The following is a 25,783-nucleotide window of genomic DNA, read 5'->3' on the forward strand; positions in this document are numbered from 1 at the left end:
TCAAAAAATGAAACTCAGAAAAAAATAATATTGTACTTTATGAGATCAGTCTACATGAATTGAGTTATCTGCTACTCTTCTGCTATTTCAGGATACAAAAAGTTGTTGTATGGGAAACGGGTAACATGAATATCACGCACCTCTTTATAGACACGTTTTCTAAACTCATCTATATTTTCCTTGTTAATGGCAGAAATAAAAAGGGCATTGTCCCCTATTTTACTCATCCAAGTTTGTTTCCATTCGTCTAGGGTATAGTGAGCCTTCGTTTTTTCGGTAGTTAGATCATCTTCCTCAATGGTTTCATGTTGGTATGCATCGATCTTATTAAATACCATAATCGTTGGTTTCTCGGTACAGTCGATCTCTCCCAAAATTCTATTTACAGAGTCTATATGATCCTCAAACTGTGGATGGGAGATATCTACAACATGTAACAACAAATCGGCTTCTCTCACCTCATCGAGTGTGCTTTTAAAACTCTCGACCAATTGCGTAGGCAACTTTCTAATAAACCCTACTGTATCACTTAATAAAAATGGTAAGTTACCAATAACAACTTTTCTTACAGTCGTATCTAGTGTGGCAAACAATTTATTTTCGGCAAACACTTCACTTTTGGCTATTACGTTCATGAGGGTAGATTTTCCTACATTGGTATACCCTACAAGGGCGACACGTACGAGCTTACCTCGGTTCCCTCTCTGGGTTGCCATTTGCTTATCTATCGTTTGTAGTTTTTTCTTTAGTAGTGAAATTCGATCTCTTACAATACGACGGTCGGTTTCGATCTCGGTTTCCCCAGGACCACGCATCCCAATACCCCCTCTTTGTCGCTCTAAGTGTGTCCATAACCCAGTAAGTCGTGGTAGTAAATATTGATATTGTGCAAGCTCTACCTGCGTTCTTGCATAACTGGTTTGTGCGCGTTGAGCAAAAATATCAAGAATCAAATTGGTTCGATCAATGATCTTAGCTTTGAGCGTACGTTCTATATTTCGCAGTTGTGCTGGAGATAATTCATCGTCAAAAACTACGGTACCTATCTCATGCTCTTCAACATAGGCCCTTACCTCTTCCATTTTACCGGTACCAATAAAGGTTTTAGAATGAGGCATATCCATTCGCTGCGTAAATCGCTTCACCACTTCTCCTCCTGCCGTATAGGTAAGAAACTCTAATTCATCCAGAAACTCATTTAGCTTCTCTTCATCTTGATTTCGGGTTACTATTCCTATTAAAACTGTTTTTTCGTATGCAATTTCCTTCCGTTCTAACATTCGCTCTTATCTGTCTTTCTCTTATTTTATTATATTGTGCGTTCTAATCGAATACACAAAAGTACGATAATAAAACATATTTGAGCTTGTATGATACGATTACCAAAATAGGAAATCGATCCAAAGTCTATAGTTTATACTCCAGCACATGGCACATAAAATGTATTTCAGTAAAAGAGAGACCAACCACTATACGGTGGCATTCTATAATCTCGAAAATCTTTTTGATACCAAAGACGATCCTAATGTTCTAGATGAAGATTTCTTACCAGATTCTGAAAAACGATGGAACCGAAAACGATATGAAAAGAAATTATCTAAACTAGGTACTGTTATATCAAATATTGGGTTTTCTAAAACCAGAAAAGCTCCTGCCCTAGTTGGAGTTGCCGAGGTAGAAAATAAAAAAGTGCTTGAAGATCTCACCAATACCAAACACTTAATAAACAAAAACTACGGCATTGTACATTATGATTCTCCAGATGAAAGAGGTATCGATGTGGCGCTACTATACCAAAAAGACCTCTTTGAAGTAATAGATTCTGAAGCTGTTTCCGTTTTGGTAGACAATCCAGATGGTGCTCGAGATTACACTCGCGATATTTTATGGGTCACAGGTCTTTTGAATCATGAAAAAATTCACATCCTTATCAATCATTGGCCTTCTAGACGGGATGGTGCTCATTTAACTTCTTACAAACGAATTGCAGCTGCCGATAAAAATCGTGAAATCATTGATCGAATCAATGCAGAAGAAGCTGATGCCAAAATTATTATCATGGGTGATTTTAACGATGACCCTACCGATGAAAGCGTGAAAGATCATTTAGTGGGCAATGATTTATTTAACCCCATGGAACGCCTTTTAACAAGATACAGTGGTAGTCTTAATTATCGTAGTCAATGGAACCTTTTTGATCAGATTATTTTTAGTCATAATTTCCACAAATATGAAAAAGGGAAGCATTGCTTTTCTGATGCCGCAATTTTTGACAAAGATTTCCTAAAAATATATAAAGGTCGCTACAAAGGGACTCCTTTTAGAACGTATGCTGGTGGTAAATACAGAGGTGGTTATAGTGACCATTTTCCGGTATACATACGTTTAAAGTTAAATTAAAAAAGGCCAATATTTATAAATACGGCCTTTACACAATCACAAAGCCCAAAACTAAATTTTCTGGGCTTAATCAAAAATTAAAGTTTAGTCTTTAGGGTGATCTATGGTATTATCTTCATGTTCAATACTATTTGACAACGTATCATCATCTATAAGTTCTATAGTTGTTTTAATACTCTCTTTTTCTTGATCATTGGTATTTATAAACACCTGTTCTCCATCGGGTTGTTCACAAGATATTGTCCCCAATAACACTCCTACTGTAAGTACTAATTTTATGCTGTTCTTCATTTTCTTCATCTCCTTTCTGTATTAATTATAATTCCCTTAAATCATAGAATGTATGTAATCTTAACTTCATACTACAGTGTAAATATAGAATGTTATCCCGTAAAGAATAAGCTGTAAAACTCCCTTTCAATGCAGGGTCTTATCCGGTATTAAAACAGGGAAATCACCCTAAAAAAGTCCGAAAAGTTTGAATTTCAAATTATTCGGACATAGACCCTTTAATACACACCTACATTCGCATCATAAACCAAACATTAATATATTATGAAAACACAAAAATTTAAACATTTTGCATTAGTATGCGTTACAGTTTTGATGGCGTCGTGCAGTAAAACAGATCTTGCCGATGCAGATGAGACTCAGGCTTTAGAACAAAAAGAAAAAGTAGAACTTGTAGAAACACCAGATGACAAAAACTTTGTTGCAATTGGTCTGGCACCGGGTATTTATGGTAATTCTAATGTAGACGCTTGGGATAGTGAAACCTACAGTTATATCTTAACTCAGGCAGAACTCAATGCAGTTCCTAGCCATTTAAGGAGGTTTAGGGTAAAATTTGACAAGTGGGTTGGAGCCTGGGCAAACCAAGCCACTTATAACAACCAACCTAGCACAGTAACTGCAAAATTTCCTTCTGGTAACACAAGTGTATCTTTATACAGGATTGGCTTTCAGATGTACAACAAAAACACAGGGCAAAATTATGCACAAGTCTGGAAAATGGTTCAGGTGAATAATTAAAATGATTCAGTTTTAAGAGGGAGTAGCCCGATCCAAAATAATTTGGATTGGGCTATTTTAATAGCTATCAAGTAGATATACATAAAATTATTCATCTAAAAAAGAAGCAATCACCCCATATTTGGTGAGGTAATAATACCTTTTTTAAAAGGAAACCATAAAAAGTATCGTATTTTTTCTATAAACAACTAATTACCAAAACATTGATAAATAAAGGCTCACAAAGCACATTGTTAATTTGTTAATATTTTTTTAACCTAAGTAGGGTGATGGAATCGCTATAATCCCATACCTTGCGCTACGCAAAAAATCACACAAACAATTAGTTGTCATGAAATTAAAATTACTTTTAATTCCATTCTTCATATCATGTTTTATGGGGATTCAGAATGGAATATCACAATCTGTGTTTATTAATGAATTGCATTATGATAATGCAAGTAGCGATGTAGATGAAGCTATCGAAATCGCAGGAGCTGCAGGAACCAACCTAACGGGATGGAGCTTGGTATTGTACAACGGTTCGAATAGTTCTGCATACAATACAATTGCACTTACCGGAACAATTACCGATCAGCAAAATGGGTTTGGAACCGTAATCGAAGTTCTTCCTTCAAACGGATTACAAAATGGAGCTCCAGATGGTCTTGCGTTGGTAGATAATACCAATACTGTTGTTCAGTTTTTGAGTTATGAAGGAGTAATTACAGCCGCCGATGGTCCTGCTGCAGGTTTAACAAGTACCGATATAGGAGTTTCTGAATCGAGTAGCACGCCTGTAGGAGCTTCACTTCAACTTTCTGGAAACGGAACTACCGCTGCAGATTTTGTTTGGGAAGTTACCACAGCAAATACCTATGGAGCTGTAAACACTAATCAAGTATTTGGAACACCAGTAGTAATTCCTGTAATTAACGAATTTGTTTTTAATCACACCGGATCAGATACTGATGAATATACTGAGGTGCTCGCTGCACCAGGAACAGACCTAAGTGAATATTGGATATTAGAAATTGAAGGTGATAGCAATGCCGCTGGTACTATTGACGAAGTGATTCAATTAGGAACTACCGATGTAAACGGATATTTTACTACTCCTTTTGGAAGCAACACCTATGAAAACGGTACGGTCGCTTTACTTTTGGTGAAAAACTTTACAGGAACTGTAGGAGAAGATTTAGACACCAATGATGATGGTGTTTTTGACACTACTCCATGGGAAGAAATTATAGATGATATAGGTGTAAATGATGGTGGAGCCAGTGATGTTAACTATGCTTCTGTAACTCTGGCTCAATCTTTTGATGGCAGTACGTTTACTGTTGGTGGAGCGTCAAGATTTCCAAACGGTACCGATACTGATACCGATACAGATTGGACCAGAAATGATTTTGATGGTAGCGGATTACCTAGTTTTCCTGGAGTAGCAGCTGAACCAGGAGAGGCTGTGAATACGCCAAACCGCGAAAATGTAGTAATAGAAGATGGTGGTGGAGAAGATCCTGTAATTGTGATCAATGAGATCGATGCAGATACCGATGGTTCTGATGTGTTAGAATTCGTAGAACTATATGATGGCGGAGTAGGAAACACTTCTTTAGACGGTTTGATTGTGGTATTCTACAACGGATCGAACAACCAAAGTTATGCAACTTATGATCTTACTGGTTTTGCAACCAATGCCAATGGGTACTTTGTTTTGGGTAACACAGATGTTGCTAATGTAAGTATCACTTTCCCAGGAAACGGTTTACAAAACGGAGCTGATGCAGTAGCACTTTATCAAACAGACGCAGCAAGTTTTCCTAATGGAACTTTAGTTACTACAGATAATTTGATAGACGCTATTGTGTATGATACCAATGATAGTGATGACGCAGAATTATTAGTGCTCCTTAATGCTGGAGAGCCGCAGGTAAACGAAGATGATAAAGGAGATAAGAACTTTCACTCTTTACAGCGTTTCCCTAATGGCTCTGGAGGTTTAAGAAACACTACTAGCTATACACAAGCCATAGCGACTCCGGGAACTGCAAATACTAATGCTACCGAAGTTGTAAACTTAATAATTAATGAAATTGATGCCGATACCCAGGGTTCTGATGTTTTAGAATTCGTAGAGCTATACGACGGAGGAGCTGGAAACACACCTCTAGATGGATTTGTATTGGTAAATTATAACGGAAGTAATAACACTAGTTATAATGCTTTTGACCTTGATGGATTCACTACCAATGCAGAAGGATATTTTGTAATTGGTAATGCTGATGTTGCTAACGTGAACTTAGTAGTTCCAGGAAATAGTTTCCAGAACGGTGCTGATGCGGTAGTTCTTTATTTTGGAGATGCAAGCAGCTTCCCCAACGGAACAGCAGTAGTTACTGAAAATATTATTGATGCAGTAGTATATGATACCAATGATTCTGACGATGCAGAATTATTAGTACTATTAAACCCTGGTCAACCTCAACTTAACGAAGATGTTAACGGAAGTAAAGACGGAGAGTCGCTTCAACGATCACCAAATGGTCAGGGAGGAGCTCGTAATACAGATTCTTATGTAGCAAAAGCTCCAACCCCGGGTACAGATAACGACGGTGTTATTGTAACCCCTGGGGAACCAATTTCTATTGCAGAAGCAAGAGCTAGTTCAGAAGGAACTCCTGTAACTATTGCAGGTGTACTAACAGTAACCGATAGTTTCAACGGTCCTGCATTTATTCAAGATGCAACTGGTGGTATAGCTGTTTTTGATGAGCAAGTTCAAGCCAATGCAGCATTAAAAGTAGGAGACTCGATTACCGTAACCGGAGTTAGAGCAGCCTTTAATGATCAAGTACAAATAAGTGGTGTAGTAGAGGTTGTGAATAACGGGCTTCCACAAAACCCAATCATAGCCCAAGATATTACTTTGGCAGAACTAGCAAATCACCCAGGAGAATTGGTGCGTGTGGTAGACACTTCGTTCCCTAACCCAGGAGATCTACTGTTTGGAAATTCTAACTTCACTTTAACCGACGCAAGCGGAACAGGTGAGTTAAGAATCGATAATGACGTAGAAGCTATCGTGGGTAAAGTACAACCTGTTACCTGCCCTGAAATTACAGGAGTTGTAGGACGTTTTAGAGAGTTCTTCCAGTTATTACCAAGACAAGAATCAGATATCCCATGTGCGGTAGAATTTATTCCTCCTGGAGATACAGTAGGATTCCCAAAAGAAGATACTTTTGATGTTGTAGCATGGAATATAGAGTGGTTTGGAGACGAAAACAACTCTCCTGTAGGTCAAAACCCAATGTCTGATGCCATTCAAAGAGATAGTACGGCAACTGTTCTTCAAAGATTAAATGCAGATGTGTATGCAGTAGAGGAAATAGCAGACGATGCTTTATTTGCTGAGTTGGTAGCACAATTACCAGGTTATGATTATATCCTTTCAGACGCTACTTCTAACCCTGGAGGAACCCCTCCATTCCAGAAAGTTGGATTTATTTATAACACCGAAACCGTTTCTGTGGTTAATACACGACCAATGTTTACCTCTATTCACCCATTGTATAATGGTGGTGACGACTCTGGTATTGCAGATTACCCAAATGAAACATCACGTTTCTTTGCAAGTGGTAGACTTCCGTTCTTGATGACAGCCGATGTTACTATAAACGGAGTAACAGAACGTATCGATCTTATTGCTTTACATGCAAGAGCTAATAGTGGTAATGACGCTCAAGGTAGATATGACATGCGTAAGTATGATGTTGAGGTATTAAAAGACTCTCTCGATGTTAATTTTGCAAACAACAAAGTAATCTTATTAGGAGATTACAATGATGATGTAGATGAAACTGTAGCCGATATTCCTTCAACTATATCAAGTTTCCAAGAGTATGTAGATGATAATGAAAACTATACCATCGTTTCTTCTGCGTTAAGCGAAGCCGGATTGCGTTCTTTTGTATTCAGAGAAAATATGATCGATCATATTGCGATCACCAATGAGCTTGATGAGGCGTATATCGAGAACTCGGTTACGGTACACTATGAAGTTTATGATAGCGATTATGCTTTTACCACTTCAGATCACTTCCCGGTTTCGGCGAGATTTTTATTAGAGCCTGAATTTGTAGATAACGAATGTGCCGGAGCTGCTGTAGTATCTTTTGAACAAGGACGAAGAAGAGATGGTAGAAGAGTATCTAGATATAGAAGTAGACCTTCAAAAGCCCTTGGAAACCCAAGAGAAAGAAGGTTCTTTAACTTTGTAAGTTTAGGATTTGGAGGTTCGATCACTATAGAGTTGAATAATGAAATTTTTGACAATAAAGACAGCAACGAATTTGCAGTATTCGAATCTACGGGGTTCTTCGACAACGTTCCTTGTCAATATTTCCCAGAATCTGCAGAGGTATTTGCTTCTCAGGATGGAGTAGAGTTCTTTTCATTAGGAACAACTTGCCAGGATGGAGAGTTCGACTTAGCAGCTGGAAACCTTCGTTCTGCAAAATATATAAGAGTAGTAGATATTAGCGATAAAAACATCTTCCCTTGGTTTGCAGATGGCTATGATCTTGATGCTATTGTTTGTTTAGAAAACGGGAAAAGCTTAATTAACAAGCAGAACATTTTGTTGGCGGAAGCTCCAACAGCGCTTGAAAGTGAATTACTTGAAGAAGAGTTTGGTCTTGAAGAAATACAAATGTCTGTTGCACCAAACCCAGTAAAAGATCAATTATTTGTAGAGTTTAATACCTTCATAGAAAGTGATATCGATGTTGTTATCACCAATGTAACGGGACAAACGGTATTTACGCAAACGATTCGTCTTAACGCTGGACAATCTAAGCTGGCAGTGGATATGGCCCGTTATCCTAAAGGGTTCTACGTTGTAAATGTAAAAGACACCAAAGGTAGTTTTACTACGGTACAAAAGATTGTTAAACAATAACCATCAATTTTGTTTAAATGTAAAAGGCCGGATGTTGATCATCCGGCCTTTTTTTATAATTAAATACTTTGATATTACTTCAGTATCTCGTCGTATTTGTTTTTGTTATTTAAGATCTCTTTACTTTTTTCAATTTCTGGATTGTGAGTTACATAATAGTTATATAATCCTTCTCTATAGAAATAACGCTTTATAATTTCGTCGGTAAGTAAGTTAACTATCTCCTTTTTGTGGGTGTCTAATGCCTTTTCTTTTGATGCTTTGATCGAAGCTAATAAAGTATTATACCCTGACTCAATGTCTTTGTCCAGTTTTTCTCTATGTGCAATTTGAAGCGCTTTTTCGAAAGACCTTTCGGTTTCAGTCTCAAAGCTAAAATCGCTTTCTTTTACGAACTTTTTAAAGTCTTCATAGTCCTTATCGGTAAATTTAAAGTCCTGCGCCTTTTGCAATTGGTGAGAGTAATAGTATTTGGTACCGTAGCTAAAAATGGCATCAGATTTTAATAATGCTGTAGTAATCTTGCTAAACTTTGAAGTTTCTAATTCTATGTCTGGTTGTATACCTCCTCCATCATATACCGTTCTTCCATTTTTTGTTTTAAAAGCTTTAAAATCTTTTTCATCGATTCTCACCGCATTATTGTCTTTATCTCTATTCCAGTAATCTAAGGCTTGAATACATCTTCCGCTTGGCGTATAATATCTCGAAATAGTGATTTTCAATTGTGTTCCGTAGGTTAGTTTTTTAGGTCTTTGTACCAATCCTTTACCAAAACTTCTGGCACCAATAACCACTCCTCTATCCAAATCCTGAATACTACCAGCTACAATCTCACTAGCCGATGCACTTCGACCATTTACCAAAACCACCAATGGTATTTCGATATCAACCGGGTTCTTTTTGGTGGTGTATTCTTTATTATATTTTTTCACTACAGACTTTGTAGTTGTAATTAATTCACCTTTGGGAACAAAAATATTGGTTACGTTTATAGCCTCACTCAATAAGCCTCCAGGGTTTCCTCTTAGGTCTAATATAATTTTGTCGGCTCCCTTTGCTTTTAGGTCTTCTAACGCGCTAATTGTTTCGGAAGAGGCTTTGCTATTAAATTTTGACAATACAATATATCCGGTGTTGTCGTCTAACAGTGTGTAAAAAGGTACAGCATCTACTTCTATTTCTTCCCTGGTTAGTACCGTGTTCTTTGTTTGCCCCTGTCGTTTGTAAACAATATCCACAGAAGTGCCACTAGCTCCTTTTAAAAGCTCTCCTGCGTCTTCTTTAAAATCTGCTACTTTAACGTCTCCTATCTGTATAATTTCATCTCCTGCTTTAAGACCAGCTTTATCGGCAGGATAATCCTTATATGGCTCGATAATGATAATTTTATCATTTATGGTTTTTACCGAAGCACCAATTCCTGTGTATTCTCCTGCATTTCGAATTTTGGAAGCCTCTACATCTTGTTCATTCCAATATTTGGTATACGGGTCCAAATCATCGAGCATTGCCTTTATTGCCGTATCCATTAATTCTGCCGGATTGGTTTCATCAACATAATTCATGTTTAATTCTTTAAACATGGTAGTAAAAATTTCGATTTGCTTTGCAATCTCAAAAAAATCAGACTTAAAGCTTACTGTCGATAATAAAATAACAACAGCAATTGCAGGATAGATGATTCTCTTTTTCACTGGTTTTAAAATTTTAGTTTAGTATCCTTAAGATATACTATTCTGATACTAATTCTCGTTCCACAAATTTCTGTAATATCCCTTTTATTTTTGATTCAATAATCCTGTACTCTGTCATTTCTTTGCCAGAATATAAGAACATAAAAGTGAATTGATGAGTAGTGTTGCGTACAATATACTTATTTTTTCGATAACATTCACGCATCAAGCGCTTTATACGATTACGATCTACTGCGCTCTTAAAATGGCGTTTACTTACTGATACACTAACTTTTACAGGTACCTCATCATTAAAACTAGTTTTTCTATACACCAACCTAACCGGGTATTTGGCTATAGATTTCCCTTCAGAAAATAAAAGTTCTATTTCTGTCTTACTTTTTAGTCGTTCATTTTTACCTAATGTGGCCTTCATATTTCCTGTTCCTGGGGTAAAAGTAAGGATAAGATTTTATACACCGTTCATTATAAAAAAACCGGCTTTAACCAATATTAAAGCCGGAGGTACTATATTGTAAAAAATACTTCTTAATTCGAATACGTATTATTTGTAGGATTAATATCTGCCATAGTTCTGGTGATATCTATCTTAATAGATTTAATCTGAGACATTGGTTTGGTAATCTCAACATCGTATGTAGGGTGGGTCCAAGGCCAATCTAGCAATTGCGTTCTTTGTATAGAAGGAATAGGATTGTCTTTTTCACCTCTCATCATTCGAATTGGTATGTAAAAAGACTCTATATTACCATCGCTATACTCAACATATAGGTCTACAGGCATCGGTATTTGACCAATGCGCTCCAAAGTAATTTTTGTTTTATTATTCTCTTCCGTCACTTCTTTAATTCCGTAGTCTATCGTATTTGTAGTTTGCGTCCATTCATTTAGATACCAATCTAATTGAACTCCAGAAACCCTTTCGGCTACTCTTTTAAAATCATTTGGAGTAGGGTGTTTAAACTTCCAGTCTTGGTAATATTTTTTTAGTGTTTTGGCAAGGTTGTCTTCTCCTATAACATATCCTAATTGAGAGAGAAAAACGGCTCCTTTTGAATATGCAGATGCTCCATAGGCAGAGTTATGTCCAAAACGGTCGGCCTGTGTAGTTTGTGGCTGCTCTATTCCTGATAGTGCTAATTGAATATACCCTTGATACACTCCTTTTAATGAATTTGGGTTGTTTTGTTTCATAACCTCATTCATTGCTAATGTTGAAATGTAAGTAGTAAACCCTTCATCCATCCATTCGTGTTTTGCCTCATTGGTTGCTAAGATGTGCTGAAACCAGGAATGTGCCATTTCGTGTGCGGTTACCCCCACTAAACTTCCAAAACTGCGTTCTCCGGTAATAAGGGTACACATTGCATATTCCATTCCGCCATCTCCTCCTTGTAAAACCGAATATTGATCATAGGGGTACTTGCCTATATGCTTACTAAAATACTGCATCAATTCTACCGTTTTAGGCTGTAAGTCTTTCCAATTATCAATAATGTCAGGATTATTCTTATACAAGAAATGAAGGGTTGGCCCATCTGGAACTTTTACAGTATCATGAATGTATTCAGGGTCTGCAGCCCAAGCAAAATCATGTACATTAGGCGCTTTAAAATGCCAGGATAGTTTTTTTCCTTTGCTTTTTACTTTGGTTCCTTTTGTTTCATATCCATGACCTACCTCATCAGGATTTTGTAGATATCCTGAACCTCCAACTACATAATCCTTGTCGATGTTTATGGTAACATCAAAATCTCCCCACACTCCATGAAACTCTCGAGCAATGTAAGGGTCGGCATGCCATCCTTCAAAGTCATATTCTGCCATTTTTGGGAACCACTGGGTCATCGATAGTGCAACTCCTTCTTTATTATTTCTTCCGGAGCGACGAATCTGCTTCGGAACCTGCCCTTTAAATTCCATAGAAAAAGTAACCTTTTCTCCTGGAACAATAGGCTTATCCAGTTCTACTTCTAACACCGTTCCTGCCAGATCATACGTTACCGGTTTTCCATTTTGGAATAAGGAAGAAACTTTGATAAATCCAACTTCAGAAGGAGTTAGTTTACTAATTCTATCTTGTACTCTAGGATCTGGATCTGGTAGATTACGGGAACGTACGTCCATCTCACTACCCGGTTGAAATGCATTAAAATAAAGGTGATAATACACTCTGGTTAACGTATCGGGAGAATTATTGGTATAGATTAGTTCTTGTGTTCCATCATACTGGAAATTCTCCACATCCATATCCACATTCATAGTGTATTCTGCTCTTTGCTGCCAATACGAAGTATTGTTTTGTGCACATACCGCACAAGCAACAAAAGAAAAAACTAAGGCAATTTTTTTATACATGACGTAAAAAATTATTTAGACATTTTGTCTGCCATTATTAAAGCGTTGTACATGTTTACCATCTTACCAGATTTTGAAACATCGCTAAAAGGCGCAACACTAGTAGGCTCTCCACCAAGAACCACCGATGTTTTTGTGTTTATCCCACTATCCATAAGAATCTGTTTTACTTGAGATGCTTTTAGTTTTGGATAGTAAGACCTTATCATTGCAGCAACTCCTGCAACTGCCGGAGCAGCCATTGAAGTTCCTTGTAAATATTCATACTCGTTATTTGGTGTTGTAGACCAAATTTTTACTCCTGGAGCAAATACATCTACATTGCTCTTTCCGTAATTTGAAAAATCTGCGATCAAATTTGATCCATATTCATAATTTAAAGCACCAATAGTAATAAAATTATCTGCTATTTCGGCACCTGTTCCAGTTTGATCATTAGGATATGCTGTTTTTTGATCTAGGTCTAAGCCTTCGTTTCCTGCTGCGTTCACAATAAGAACATCTTTAGAAGCTGCATATTTAATAGCCTCCCATACCCATTCTGGGTGCGTACTGTAGTATTTACCAAAGCTTGTATTAATCACTTTGGCACCGTTGTCTGCAGCATAACGAATAGCCAGGGCAATATCTTTATCGTATTCATCTCCATCAGGAACCGCTCTAATTGCCATAATCTTTACATTTTGAGCAACTCCGTTCATTCCTTTACCATTGTTTCTTTCGGCAGCAATTATTCCCGCTACGTGGGTACCATGCCTAATTCCTTTTTTATCAGGATTTGGACCCATTACCTTGTTATTTCCGTAGTTTCTATCATTAAAATCATCAACATTATCTCCTACTACCGAACGGCCGTCAAAATCGGGATTTAGGTTAAAGTTTAACTGATTGGTAAAGTGCTCTACTCCCTCAGTAAGGTTTTTGATAAAATCAGGAATGGTATCCCCTGGATCTAAAAACCCAAACATCTGAGAAAGAAACGCCACATGTTGTTGCATTTCTGGAGTTTTTGCTTCTACCTGTAACAATTCCTGACCTGTATAATCTTCTTTTCCGATAGCCTCAGAAATTGCTTTGTGAGATATCTTAGATTGCTGCAATATTTGTTCATATTGCATTTTATTTTGAGCCGCTTCTTGATATTCTTTTTCAAATTCTGCTTTGGCTTCAATGTATTTTTGATATTCTTCTTTATCTCCTGCTGCTACTGAAGCTAAGTTCTTCCCTTCGTATTTTGGTTTTAATTTTTTGATAATTCTTACATATTCCAGGTTTTCGTCATTAGACTCTCCTAAAAAATTCCATCCATAGATATCATCAACATACCCATTGTTATCGTCATCTTTTCCATTTCCTTTAATCTCCTTGGTATTTACCCACACCACCCCATCAAGATCTTCGTGTTCTATATCTACCCCACTGTCGATAACACCAACGATCACTGTTTGTCCTTTTCTGGACTTAATAAGTTCACTATACGCTTTTTTTACACTCATTCCAGGAACAGTGTCTGAAACCAGATCCAAAGAATTCCAATTTTTAAGCGCTGTATCTTCTAATTGAACATTTTTAAGAGGTATATTATCAATATTCTCAATTGGAGTAGAAACTATTACTGGCGCTCCACAGCTTGCTAGAATCATTGAAGAAGCAGCAATTGAAAATATGGTTTTACTTGAGGAAAACTTCATTTTGACTTTTTTTAATTAAATATATCATTACATGTAAAAACTTCCTTCAGGCGAACACCTTTTTCGGTATGTTTTACGGTTATTATTTCATTATGTGCATCGTGTTCCAGAAAAAGATACCAACCGTTATCGGCTGCTTGTTCCAGGAACAACTTCTTTTCATCCAATGTTAACAAAGGTCTGGTATCATACCCCATTACATATGGTAATGGTAGGTGACCTACAGTTGGCAATAAATCTGCCATAAAAACAATAGTCTTTCCTTTGTATTCAATATGAGGAATCATTTGCTTTTCTGTATGACCATTTACAAATAGTACGCCAAAACCTAATTCGGTATTTTTTTGAAATGCATCTTCGGTTCTGGAAATTAGGTTTAAATGACCACTTTCCTGAATGGGTAAAATATTTTCTTTTAAAAACGATGCTTTTTCTCTTGCGTTAGGATGTACGGCCCAGTCCCAGTGCTCTTTGTTACTCCAAACCTTTGCGTTTTTAAAAGCTAGTTCATATCCTGTTCTGTCTGCGTTCCACTTAACCACTCCTCCACAATGATCAAAATGAAGGTGGGTAATAAAAATATCTGTGATATCATCTCTGTGGAAACCTTTTTCTTTTAAGGATTTGTCTAAACTATCGTCACCCCAAAGAGAGTAGTAGCTAAAAAATTTCTCAGATTGCTTATCTCCCATTCCTGCGTCTATCAGAGTAAGTCTATCACCATCTTCTACAAGCAAACATCTGGCAGCTATATCGATTAAATTATTTTGGTCTGCAGGATTGGTTTTGTTCCATAAAACTTTTGGTACGACTCCAAACATTGCGCCGCCATCTAGTTTAAAATTTCCTGCTTTTATAGGGTGTAGCTTCATATTCTATAAAAATCTTTGCAAAATAGAAAAAATTGGCTAGGATAAGGATTTAATTTTTGGACTTTTAACAATATTTCTATTATTTATCCTAAATATTGGCGAACCTTTCAGATTTGATTAACCTTATTGCTACAAAGAAGTTAAATATGAACACAAAAAAGTGAAGAATCTTGTTTTTTTACCTTTAAACTAGCAGTAGTTTATCCTATGTTTAAAAAAATTACGATCTTTCTCTTGAAATAAATTGATCAACCAACAGAAATGTTAGAACTAGCAGGAATAATAATTCTGGGAATCCTCGCACAGTGGGTAGCCTGGAAATTCAAAATCCCGGCAATTTTGCCTTTAATTCTTATCGGTCTTTTGGTAGGGCCTATAGCCACATTATATACCAACGACGGAACGAAACTTATACAACCTATATGGAATGGAACAGAAGGACTTTTTCCCGGAGAGAGCTTATTCTATTTTGTGTCTCTGGCCATAAGTATTATTCTGTTTGAAGGTGGATTAACGCTGCGTAGAAGTGAAATTTTTAATGTCGGTCCTGTTATTATTAAATTAATTACTGTTGCAGTAGTAGTCACTTTTTTCGGAGCTGGATTGGCAGCACATTTTATTTTTGATCTTAGCTGGCCAATTTCTTTTTTGTTTTCTTCGTTAATTATAGTTACCGGACCAACGGTAATCACACCCATACTCAGAAATATTCCTCTTAAAAAAGATATTTCTGCCGTTCTAAAATGGGAAGGTATTCTTATCGATCCTGTAGGAGCACTTGTTGCCGTTTTGGTTTTTGAATTTATTAGAGCCGGGGCAAGTGAAGAGTTTACAGTAACCGCATTAATCGAATTTGCTAAAATTGTAATTTTTGGGTGCACATTCGGATTTACCTTTGCACATGGGCTTGCTTTTTCTCTAAAGAGAAAAATCGTACCCCATTATTTATTAAATGTAGTTACCCTCGCAGCTGTTTTAGGGGTGTTTGTGTTGTCTGATGTTTTTGCCCACGAATCTGGCTTACTTTCTGTTGTGGTGATGGGAATGGTACTTGGAAACATAAATTTACCTAATCTTGACGAAATTTTGTATTTCAAGGAATCGCTAAGTGTTTTGCTTATTTCAATATTATTTATTCTACTTGCGGCAAACATTAATATTGAAGATCTAATCCTTATTTACAATTGGAAAGCGGTTTTACTTTTTGCCTGTGTCGTATTTATTGTACGACCACTGGGCGTATTTCTTAGTTCTTCAAAATCTGGACTTAAAACCAATGAAAAGCTGTTTATAAGCTGGGTGGGACCAAGAGGAATTGTAGCTGCAGGTATTGCTTCTTTATTTGGTTTAAAATTATATAAAGTAGGAGTGCCTGGTGCCGAATATATTACACCGTTGGTATTTATGATCGTTCTGGGTACCGTATTACTAAATGCCACAACGGCAAGATATGTAGCAAAACTAGTTGGCGTATTTCTTAAAAAATCTGAAGGAATCCTTATCATAGGAGCATCAAAAATTTCAAGACTTATCGCTGTATATATTAAAGAAAATAACCAACATGTAGTACTTGTCGATAGCAACAGAGAAAACATAAATAAGGCCAAAGATTTAGGTTTAGACGCTATTGAAGGAAACATATATGGAGAACAACTTAAAGATAATGTAGAGCTAAGCGATGTAGGATATCTAATGGCACTAACAGCCAATAGTGATATAAATAAATATGCTATAAATAAGTTTAGAGATCAGTTTGGAGAAAATGGTTCGTTCAGATTAATTACCACCGATGAAATGAATGATCCCGAAAACAACCCGCAAGAAGGTTTATTTTCTCACACCGATGACTACTACAACCTCATCGCTATGGCAGAGAAATATCCTGGAATACAGGAAATAAAAATTAAAAACAAAGATCACTACAATACTGTCATTAATATCACCAAAGCAGATAAAGAAATTATTCCTCTCTTTATTAAAAGTCCGGATAAGAGCATAAGAATAATATCGTCGCATAGTGCAGAAGTTTCAGAAATCGAAGATGATAGTTTCCTGGCTTATATCGGCAAACCTATTGATGTAGAGGAAATAAAATAAAATCGACAAAAAACACTTTTACACGACAAAACACGTGTTTTTGTCTTAATTTTTTGTTAATAACAGAATATCTTCTATATTTGGGGCTGTTGATTTTTAATTAAACCCCCCAAATCATGAAAAAACTTATGTCATTGGCATTGTTTGCCTTAGCTCTTGGATTTACTTCTTGCGGAAGTGATGACGATCTTCCAGCAAATTGTAGAGAATGTAATGTTTTCTCTATAAATGTTACAATTTGTGACAATGGAGACGGAACGGTTACAAGTACTGGAGCAGGACAAACTGAAACTACAGATATACCAGATGGTGTTACTTTTGATGAATATGTAGACACTTTATGTTCTGGCACGATAACTATCGGTTTATAATCTAACTAACTGAATCGAAACGAAAAGAGGTCCCTCAAAGGCCTCTTTTTTTGTTATGTGTTATTCCTGTTCTAAAACCACTATACGCTAAGAATAATAACAGTAGTATTTGAAAGATCAATAGCATACAAAACAACACATGCATTGCGTCTCCTACAGGATCGTTTGCTTCAGAAATATGGTTCTCTCCTTTTCCAAATAGTGAAATTATACACATTACATAAATACATACTATACTAAGTGCTATATTGGATAATATTGCTATACTATTGATAGTGATATTCTCGTATTTAAAAACAATCATTCGAATTGTATACACCAAAAAGAATAATAGAACTGCAAACAGTACAAAGAAATTAATAGATGATATCACAAAATAAGTGTCATGAATATTGATGTCTAAAGTTGCATTGGCATCTAAACTATCAAGTCCCAGGAAGTAAAAATTTATTATGGTCACCATTGCTATAGTAGTGAAAAACCAAATAATCTCTTTTGTTTTCAAACTTTATGTTTTAAATAAATTAACATGCTCAATATCCTTGGGTTAAAATACGAAAAGTGAGTTTCAAAAAATGAAACTCACTTTCTTTATAACTCTTTTAGACTCTTTTTTCTTTAATTACATAAAGATATACGGGAAAATGATCGCTATAACCTCCTGTATATACTCCTTTGCTAAAACTCCTGAATGGATATCCTTTATATTTCCCAGTCGGAGTGGTTAATAGGCTTTCATTAAAAATTCCTGCTTTATAATATCGATAACTTGAAAAATCTTTTTTAATAAGCTCCTTAGAAACAATAATCTGGTCAAAAATTGTCCACCCATCATCCCATGCATGTGAACCACCTCCTTTTTTTGCCATTTTACTCATTGGGTTATAAAGTTCTTTTAATTTTACTTTTGCCTGCTTGTCTTTGGCACCTAGAATTTTCTTTAAACTTATATTATTTGGTTCGTCATTGAAATCTCCCATATTAATGATTTTTGCATACGGGTTAATCTCAAATAAAGAATCTACGATCTTTTTATTTAGTCTGGCGGCCTTTTCCCTTTTGTAAGCACTCCTAGATACCCCTCCTCTTCTTGAAGGCCAATGGTTTACTAGGATATGAAATAAATCTCCGTCAAGGTATCCACTCACCACCAATTGATCTCTAGTATATACTCTTTTAGAAGTTTTATGATCGTAAATTATCAATTCATAGGATTTTTGATGTGTCGGAATAAATAGTGCTTTCTGATATAACAAAGCTACATCTATGCCTCTTCTGTCTGGAGAATCAAAATGAATTATCCCATAATTTTTGGACTGTAAAACTGGTTCATTTATCAAATCTTCTAAGACTTGTCGGTTTTCAATTTCAGCAAGCCCAATAATCGCAGGGGTATTTTGGCACTCTTTTACACCGATTAAAGAAATAACCTTAGCCATATTCTTCAACTTATCATTATACACATCATAGGTCCATCGATCTTTTCCGGAGGGTGTGCGATCATCATCAAATGTTAGCGGGTCATCTTCAGGGTGAAAAAGGTTTTCTACATTATAAAAAGCAATGGTGTTGATTTTGTACTCCTTTTGTTCTTGAGAACTCAGGATAACAGGAAAGAGCATAACCAATATGAGTTCTATTTTTCTATTCATTATTAAATATTTAAGACGATTGTAATTTTTACAAAGATTAATTTTTCCAGTTCCGAAAAATGAAACTCGTAGGCTTTAATATTGCAGTCTATTTACACGTACCTACCCTTATTTATGAATTAAAAATATAATAGAAGTAAGTATGGTGTATCATGCATCTATAAAACTATTCGTTCTAGCATTGTTGTTAGTTACTTTTTGGTCTACAGCTCAAGAAACTAAAATAAAGGGAAGAATAGTAGATGAGTTTACTGGTGAAAACATTTTAGAAGTGACTGTTTCTATACAGGATTCAGAGATTAGTATGCAAACCAATTCATTTGGAGTTTTTACTTTCACTGGCAAGCTTCTTCCGTTAGGCGAACAAATACTTGTATTATCTAAGCCGGGCTATATTTCTAAACGCTTTCCTATAGTTATTAATGAAGGTCAGGTCTTGGACCTTGATGTTCTTAAAATGCAATATGATTTTAGTACAGAACAAGATCAAATCGCAACAATTATAATCGCCGATCAGGATCTAGAAGAAGAAAATGATGTTTCCTTTAATAGCTCGGCCCTATTACTTGCTAACCGCGATGTTTTTCTTAACGCTGCTGCATATGATTTTGGCACTACCTTTTTTAAACCTCGAGGGCTAAACAATGAAAATGGAAAGGTTCTCATTAATGGTATTGAAATGAACAAGCTTTCTCACGGAAGACCAGTATGGAGTAATTGGGGAGGATTAAACGATGTACAACGAAATCAGGAGTTTTCATTTGGTCTGGCAGCCAATGAATATTCTTTTGGTGATCTTCTTGGTACTTCAAACCTTATTATGAGGGCTTCAAAATACCGAAAAGGCTACAGAATCTCATATGCCTCTTCAAATAGAAGTTATCAAGGTCGTGTTATGGGTACCTATCATTCTGGGCTAAGCTCAAAAGGGTGGGCATATTCAGTATCGCTTTCAAGAAGATTTGGAGAGGAAGGTTTTGTAGAAGGTACAGGTTACGAAGCTAATTCATTTTTTGTTTCTATTGAAAAGAAATTAAGTAATCAACACTCCCTCAACATAACAGGTATTTATACTCCTAACCGACGTGGAAGGTCTACTGCGATAACCCAAGAAGTTTTTGATATTAAAGGCGCTTCTTATAATCCTAATTGGGGATATCAAAATGGAAAAATACGAAATGCCAGAGAACGTAGGGTTGATGAACCAATAATCATGTTAAATCACTATTGGAACATTTCAAAAGAAACCTATTTGAGTACCAATCTCGCTTTTCAAAAAGGTATTGTTGGAAACAGTAGAATAGATACTGGAGGCGGGGATTTGGTTACTACCGCAAACGGACAAACTTTTTACACTGGTGGTGGTCGATCATCGGATACTAATCCCGTGCATCCAGACAATTTACCAAGTTCTTATCTAAAAGATACTAATCCCACTGCTTTTGACTACCAAAACGCATTTTTGGCACAACAAAATCTAACAAACAATGGTCAAATCGAATGGGAGCAACTCATACAAACAAATCAACAAAACAACATTTTAGGCAAAAACGCGACCTATATCTTACTAGAAGACCGAACCGATGATACACAAGTAACAGGTAGTATCATTTTAAACTCTAAAATAAGTAAAAAAATTAGACTAAATAGTTCAATATCTTACAAAAGCCTTAGCAGTCAGAATTTCGCAGAAGTGAAAGATTTGCTGGGTGGAACAGGGTTTTTAGATGTAGACTTATTCGCACAATCGTCAAATAATTTAAATAACACAGAACGACAAAATAGATCACAAAGTGATCTACAAAACCCAAATCGCATCGTAAAAACAGGTGATCGATATGACTATAATTATAACATAAACGCATCGGTATTAGGTGGGTATATACAATCACAATTCGATTTTAACACAGTCAATTTTTTTGTTGCAGGAAATTTTTCCCAAACCTCTTACCAACGTGAGGGTTTTTATGAAAATGGTTACTACCCAGGAAATCAATCTTTGGGAAAAAGTACTTCGTTAAATTTTCAAAATTATGGTGTTAAAACCGGAGCTACTATCAGGGTTTATGGTCTGCATACGATACATCTAAACGCAGGGTATTTTAACAAGGCTCCTACTTTTCAAAATACATTTGTTAATGCTAGGCAAAACAACCTTACGGTAGGAGAACTGCTTGAAAATGAACAAGAAAGTGAAACCATAGAAACAGTTGATGCTAGCTATATTTACCGAACAGAACGAATAAAAGCACGATTAACTGGATATTACACCAATGTTAAAGACGCTACCAATATTTCTTTTTTCTATACCCAAGCTATTTCTGGTTCTCAATCAGGATTTGTTCAAGAAATATTAACCGATATTGACAAGCTACATTTTGGAGGTGAATTGGGAATATCCTACCGTATTACCCCTTCGCTAAAATTAAAAAGCGCTGTCGCTGTTGGAAATTTCAGATATCAAAACAATCCTGAATTAGCTTTAACTAGTACAAGTGATGTTTTTTCAGATGTACAAGGTGTAAAGCTCTTAGGAAAATCATTTCTAAAGAACTATTACATTTCTGGCGGACCTCAAAACGCTGCTCAACTTGGTTTTGAATATCGCGATCCTAATTTTTGGTGGTTTGGAGCGACTGTAAATCACTTCTCAAACATTTTTATTAATGTAAGTCCCTTCGCTAGAACTACAAATTTTTATCAAGACTCAGATGGTCTACCCTTTACCGACTATGATGAAAACATTGCTCGTAAACTTCTTGAACAAGAGCGTTTTGACGACTATTTTTTGGTTAATGCTATTGGTGGAAAATCATGGAGAATTAAGAAATATACTATTGGTTTTTTTGCTTCTGTCAATAATATTTTAAACCAAACCTATAAAACAGGTGGTTTTGAACAAAGTAGAAATGCTAATTATAGACTAGCTCTTGAAGAATCTCAACGACAAACACCAGTTTTTGGACCCAAATATTTTTTCGGTTATGGTGCCTCCTACTATGCCAATATCTATTTACGATTTTAAAAAACAATACCATATGTATACCTCGACGATCAAAAAAATACTCTATTTATCATTTTTTATGCTATTTCTTAGCTATTGTACTCCGGAAAAAGATTTCGAAACTCCTGATTTAATTATCTCAGAACCCCAGATAAATGGAACACTGGTGGACATCGAATCTATTTTAGGTTTATTGGCTCAAAAAATAGAAGAAGAAGGTGAAAATGCAAAGCTTATTTTTGAGAATAATGACAATATTATTAGTGGTTTTGTGGTATCTACCGATAGAACAAGCAACTTTTTTAAAGAACTAATTTTACAAAATAAAGCTGAAAATCCAACTGCTGGTATACGCATACTCATAAATGACAACCCTTTGTTTACTACCTATGAATTTGGAAGAAAAATACATGTCAATCTTAATAATCTATCGATAGGTATCGAAAATGGAGTACCAACACTTGGTATTCTAGACGGAAATCGCATAGCCCAGATTCCATCTTTTAATATCAATAAAATTATAACCAGATCAGCTGAAATTAGTTCTATTACCCCATTAAATATTGAAATAGATAACTTTTCTGACCAATTTTTGAACATTCTGGTAAGACTAAATAATGTTCAGTTTAATAAAAACCTTGTTCTTGACAATAATACATTTTCATTCGCGGCAGAACCCAATGATGTGTTCGATGGAGAACGTATTATAGAAAGCTGTGAAACCGGCAGAACTTCTATTTTAAGTACAAGCACATTTTCTGATTTTAAAGGTTTAAAACTCCCTTCAGGAATAGGAACTGTTGAAGGTATTTTAACCAAAAACTTTAATGGTGATGCGTATAATATAGTGCTTAATGATCCTAATGGTTTAGTTTTTAATACTGAAGATCGATGTGATGCCACGGTCTTAGAATGTACAAACATTCAACAAGCAGAAAATATCTTGTTTGAACAAGATTTTACTTCTTTTAAATCCTCAGATCTAGAAAAATTGGGTTGGGTTAATATGAATATATACCAAGGAAAACTAAAGTATAAAATAGGCGAGTTTAATGAAAATACTTATGCGCAAATAACTGGATTCAGGTCTAAAGAAAGTTTATACGAAGTGTGGTTAATAACACCCGAAATAGAAATGAATACCTCAATAGATGAGGTACTTAATTTTGACCTTCAAGCAGGATATGATAACGGTAATATTTTAGAAGTTTTTGTCTCTTCTGATTTTGTTGATGACCCAACAACTGCTACCTGGATCAAATTAGATGCAACCATTCCCAAAGGGCCTATAAATTCTTTTGGAGACTTTGTCCCATCGGGACCCATAAGCTTATCATGTGTAGAAGGGAACATAAGAATTGGTTTTAGATATATAGGTGGTGACCCAAGAGCAACTACACGTTACCATATAGATAATATTATTGTTTCTGGTAACTAAAACAAACAATCCTATAGAACTGTTCTATGGGATTGTTTATATTATGTTTAGGTGTTCACTAAGCGCGAATCATGGCAATATGTGGGATGCCGTCTTCAAGATACTCTTCTCCTACCTGATTAAAACCATGTGATGTATAAAATTTTTTCAAGTAGGTCTGGGCAGAGATTTTAATTGTTTCTGTTTTAAAGTGATCTGCTACAGCGCTTATACTTTCTTTAATTAGATCATGTCCATACCCAAACTGTCGTTCTTTTTCTGCGACCACTACTCTACCAATACTAGCATTTTCAAAATAGTCGCCAACATCAAAAATTCGGGTGTACGCAACAACCTCATCGTTTTTATATCCAATAACATGTAATGCTCTTTGATCTTTATTGTCTATATCTTGATAAACGCAATCTTGCTCAACCACAAAAACCTCTGCGCGTAAGCGCAAAATTTTATATAATTCAACAGTAGAAAGTTCATCAAAACGCTTTACTGAAAATAATACGCTCATAATTAAATAGAGGACTATGTTATATTAACACATTGGTATTTTATTCACTCTATTTAAGTGTCTACCTCCTTCAAATTCTGTGTTTAAAAATGTTTTTACCATTTCTATTGCTTGAGGAGAAGATGTAAATCGGGCAGGAATACAAATGATATTAGCATTATTATGTTGTCTTGTTAATTCTGTAATTTCTTTAGTCCAACATAAACCTGCACGAACATTTTTATACTTATTGGCAGTCATAGCCACTCCATTTCCACTTCCGCAGATCAATATACCAAAATCAACAGCTTTAGCATCTACATCTTTGGCTACAGGATGAACAAAATCTGGGTAATCAACACTAGAATCTTCATTGGTACCATAGTTAGTTACTTCAATTCCTTCGTTTTTAAGATATTCAAGAACCGCGAATTTATATTCGGTTCCTGCGTGGTCGTTTCCAATAGCTATTTTCATTGTGTTGATACTGTTTTAAGTTTAAAAAACAAAGATAAATCAATCCTAAAAAAGTAAACTTCAAAAAATCAATTATTTAGCCAATATTACCTTAATGTTAATAACTTGTTATCTGGTGTTAACATACAATGTGAATAAATGGTTCTTAAAATTGATAAAGTTTTTTTGGTGTTTTTAATTTTTATTAGAATACAAGGGTTTTATCGACATATCAAAATTTATAATTTACTTTTTTTGGATGAGTTTTTAAACATTAAATTAATGTTATCAACTACGGTTTTACCGTAAAAATATCAAACTTTTTATGTGTGTATAATATATTAACAACTGTTAATTATTTTCTATTCAAATAACATTTTCAAGTATTTACCATTTTCATATCCTGTTCATATGTTTCTGAAAATAAAGTTTAACGTAAAAACCAAAAAATATTTACGAAAGTTATACCGCTATTCACACTACATAATACTAATCATTTTTAGTTTTTAAATTTTAAAAAAGAAAAGATATATATTTAATATATGTTGAAAACTAAAATAGAAAATGAAATAGACTTTTGTAGTTACCTAAACTATTCTGAGATGAGAATTCGTACTTAGGTCTTCTATGATTTGTAATACTCTTTTTTTGTCTTTTTGGTGAACCTTTAGATTGATTCCGCCAAGGGCGTTGGAGTAGAATGGAAATACTCCTACCATAGTTTCGTTTTCAAAGAAATATGAGATTCCCTCTCGTTCCAGAAGAAGTTTTAAAACAGCATATTCGTAAGGATATGTGTATGTTTTTATGATTACAAATTTTTCCATCTATTTAAAGATACAAAATATGTTAAAACTCTAGTGAAGAACAATATTGAATTACTTGATGAGTAGATAGATAGTACTTCTTAATTGATTTGAATAGCCTCTTTTTTTAATTCTGGAGAACCTTGAATTTCAGGTTGATTTAATGTTTCTGTATTCTGATCGATAGTATGATTTATGTAGAGGGAAAAGGAATAAATTCCTAATATAAAGATTAGAATAAAGAACAGTATAATTTTATGTATTTTCTTGATTTTGATCATTTTGGTAAAATATGTAACGAAAAAATCGAAGTACCAGTGTTTTAAAATTAAGTAAATTTTAAGAAAAAACACACAGTTTGTTTAAAATTTTGAAATGTAATAAACTGATTTACAGATATGATAATTTTTTATAGTCAAACAATTATACTATTTAAGGATTAATAAAAGTTTAAACTTAAAATTACGGATGTTAAAAGAT

Annotated in this window: 20 protein-coding genes; 7 read left to right on the plus strand and 13 right to left on the minus strand. The window is 35.2% G+C overall.

Annotation, left to right across the window (positions count from 1 at the left end; translation table 11 throughout):
* Positions 1-71 precede the first annotated feature (71 nt).
* Positions 72-1,280: a GTPase HflX gene (gene hflX / locus M0D21_RS18920; protein ID WP_248332383.1), complete on the minus strand. Its 1,209-nt coding sequence runs from the start codon at positions 1,278-1,280 to the stop codon at positions 72-74.
* A gap of 148 nt (positions 1,281-1,428) precedes the next feature.
* On the opposite strand from hflX, the gene M0D21_RS18925 reads away from it, so the two are divergent.
* Positions 1,429-2,400 carry an endonuclease/exonuclease/phosphatase family protein gene (locus tag M0D21_RS18925; RefSeq protein WP_248332385.1) on the plus strand — a complete coding sequence of 324 codons (972 nt, stop codon included), beginning with the start codon at positions 1,429-1,431 and terminating at the stop codon, positions 2,398-2,400.
* Positions 2,401-2,484: 84 nt separating this feature from the next.
* On the opposite strand, the gene M0D21_RS18930 is transcribed toward M0D21_RS18925, so the two are convergent.
* Positions 2,485-2,700 (minus strand): hypothetical protein, encoded by a 216-nt coding sequence (locus tag M0D21_RS18930; RefSeq protein ID WP_248332388.1) that lies wholly within the window; start codon positions 2,698-2,700, stop codon positions 2,485-2,487.
* 255 nt (positions 2,701-2,955) lie between these two features.
* On the opposite strand from M0D21_RS18930, the gene M0D21_RS18935 reads away from it, so the two are divergent.
* Positions 2,956-3,432, plus strand: a complete 477-nt coding sequence (locus tag M0D21_RS18935) for a hypothetical protein (RefSeq protein WP_248332390.1) — start codon at positions 2,956-2,958, stop codon at positions 3,430-3,432.
* 331 nt (positions 3,433-3,763) lie between these two features.
* Positions 3,764-8,377, plus strand: a complete 4,614-nt coding sequence (locus M0D21_RS18940; RefSeq protein ID WP_248332392.1) for a T9SS type A sorting domain-containing protein — start codon at positions 3,764-3,766, stop codon at positions 8,375-8,377.
* A 74-nt stretch (positions 8,378-8,451) separates the two neighbouring features.
* On the opposite strand, the gene M0D21_RS18945 is transcribed toward M0D21_RS18940, so the two are convergent.
* The 5 genes from M0D21_RS18945 to M0D21_RS18965 form a co-directional block, all read right to left on the minus strand.
* Complete coding sequence (locus M0D21_RS18945; RefSeq protein WP_248332394.1) at positions 8,452-10,074, minus strand: S41 family peptidase; 1,623 nt, start codon at positions 10,072-10,074, stop codon at positions 8,452-8,454.
* A 37-nt stretch (positions 10,075-10,111) separates the two neighbouring features.
* Complete coding sequence (gene rnpA / locus M0D21_RS18950; protein WP_248332396.1) at positions 10,112-10,489, minus strand: ribonuclease P protein component; 378 nt, start codon at positions 10,487-10,489, stop codon at positions 10,112-10,114.
* Between the two features lie 113 nt (positions 10,490-10,602).
* Positions 10,603-12,432 (minus strand): M1 family metallopeptidase, encoded by a 1,830-nt coding sequence (locus tag M0D21_RS18955; RefSeq protein WP_248332398.1) that lies wholly within the window; start codon positions 12,430-12,432, stop codon positions 10,603-10,605.
* Positions 12,433-12,443: 11 nt separating this feature from the next.
* Positions 12,444-14,123 carry a S8 family peptidase gene (locus tag M0D21_RS18960; RefSeq protein WP_248332400.1) on the minus strand — a complete coding sequence of 560 codons (1,680 nt, stop codon included), beginning with the start codon at positions 14,121-14,123 and terminating at the stop codon, positions 12,444-12,446.
* An 11-nt stretch (positions 14,124-14,134) separates the two neighbouring features.
* Positions 14,135-14,995 (minus strand): MBL fold metallo-hydrolase, encoded by an 861-nt coding sequence (locus M0D21_RS18965; protein WP_248332402.1) that lies wholly within the window; start codon positions 14,993-14,995, stop codon positions 14,135-14,137.
* A 261-nt stretch (positions 14,996-15,256) separates the two neighbouring features.
* On the opposite strand from M0D21_RS18965, the gene M0D21_RS18970 reads away from it, so the two are divergent.
* Both M0D21_RS18970 and M0D21_RS18975 read left to right on the plus strand, forming a co-directional pair.
* Positions 15,257-17,092: a cation:proton antiporter gene (locus M0D21_RS18970; protein WP_248332404.1), complete on the plus strand. Its 1,836-nt coding sequence runs from the start codon at positions 15,257-15,259 to the stop codon at positions 17,090-17,092.
* A gap of 116 nt (positions 17,093-17,208) precedes the next feature.
* Positions 17,209-17,463 (plus strand): hypothetical protein, encoded by a 255-nt coding sequence (locus tag M0D21_RS18975; RefSeq protein WP_248332406.1) that lies wholly within the window; start codon positions 17,209-17,211, stop codon positions 17,461-17,463.
* 34 nt (positions 17,464-17,497) lie between these two features.
* On the opposite strand, the gene M0D21_RS18980 is transcribed toward M0D21_RS18975, so the two are convergent.
* Both M0D21_RS18980 and M0D21_RS18985 read right to left on the minus strand, forming a co-directional pair.
* Entirely contained in the window at positions 17,498-17,968 is a 471-nt protein-coding gene (locus M0D21_RS18980; protein WP_248332407.1) for a hypothetical protein, read from the minus strand.
* A 97-nt stretch (positions 17,969-18,065) separates the two neighbouring features.
* The gene (locus tag M0D21_RS18985) at positions 18,066-19,115 is read right to left on the minus strand and encodes an endonuclease/exonuclease/phosphatase family protein (protein ID WP_248332408.1); all 1,050 of its coding nucleotides are present in this window, start codon (positions 19,113-19,115) and stop codon (positions 18,066-18,068) included.
* Between the two features lie 142 nt (positions 19,116-19,257).
* On the opposite strand from M0D21_RS18985, the gene M0D21_RS18990 reads away from it, so the two are divergent.
* Both M0D21_RS18990 and M0D21_RS18995 read left to right on the plus strand, forming a co-directional pair.
* The gene (locus M0D21_RS18990; RefSeq protein ID WP_248332409.1) at positions 19,258-22,140 is read left to right on the plus strand and encodes a TonB-dependent receptor; all 2,883 of its coding nucleotides are present in this window, start codon (positions 19,258-19,260) and stop codon (positions 22,138-22,140) included.
* Positions 22,076-23,557, plus strand: a complete 1,482-nt coding sequence (locus M0D21_RS18995) for a DUF5689 domain-containing protein (RefSeq protein ID WP_248332410.1) — start codon at positions 22,076-22,078, stop codon at positions 23,555-23,557. The genes M0D21_RS18990 and M0D21_RS18995 overlap by 65 nt, the downstream gene beginning before the upstream one ends.
* Before the next feature lie 58 nt (positions 23,558-23,615).
* Here the strand turns inward: M0D21_RS18995 and M0D21_RS19000 are convergent, their stop codons facing one another.
* The 4 genes from M0D21_RS19000 to M0D21_RS19015 all read right to left on the minus strand — a co-directional run bounded on the left by M0D21_RS19000 (position 23,616) and on the right by M0D21_RS19015 (position 25,584).
* Entirely contained in the window at positions 23,616-24,062 is a 447-nt protein-coding gene (locus tag M0D21_RS19000) for a GNAT family N-acetyltransferase (RefSeq protein WP_248332412.1), read from the minus strand.
* Between the two features lie 24 nt (positions 24,063-24,086).
* Positions 24,087-24,518: a ribose 5-phosphate isomerase B gene (gene rpiB / locus M0D21_RS19005; protein ID WP_248332414.1), complete on the minus strand. Its 432-nt coding sequence runs from the start codon at positions 24,516-24,518 to the stop codon at positions 24,087-24,089.
* A 566-nt stretch (positions 24,519-25,084) separates the two neighbouring features.
* Positions 25,085-25,324: a DUF2007 domain-containing protein gene (locus M0D21_RS19010; protein ID WP_248332416.1), complete on the minus strand. Its 240-nt coding sequence runs from the start codon at positions 25,322-25,324 to the stop codon at positions 25,085-25,087.
* An 80-nt stretch (positions 25,325-25,404) separates the two neighbouring features.
* Positions 25,405-25,584 (minus strand): hypothetical protein, encoded by a 180-nt coding sequence (locus M0D21_RS19015; RefSeq protein WP_248332418.1) that lies wholly within the window; start codon positions 25,582-25,584, stop codon positions 25,405-25,407.
* Between the last annotated feature and the right edge of the window lie 199 nt (positions 25,585-25,783).

Source organism: Aquimarina acroporae (assembly GCF_023195925.1).
Taxonomy (GTDB): Bacteria; Bacteroidota; Bacteroidia; order Flavobacteriales; family Flavobacteriaceae; genus Aquimarina; species Aquimarina acroporae.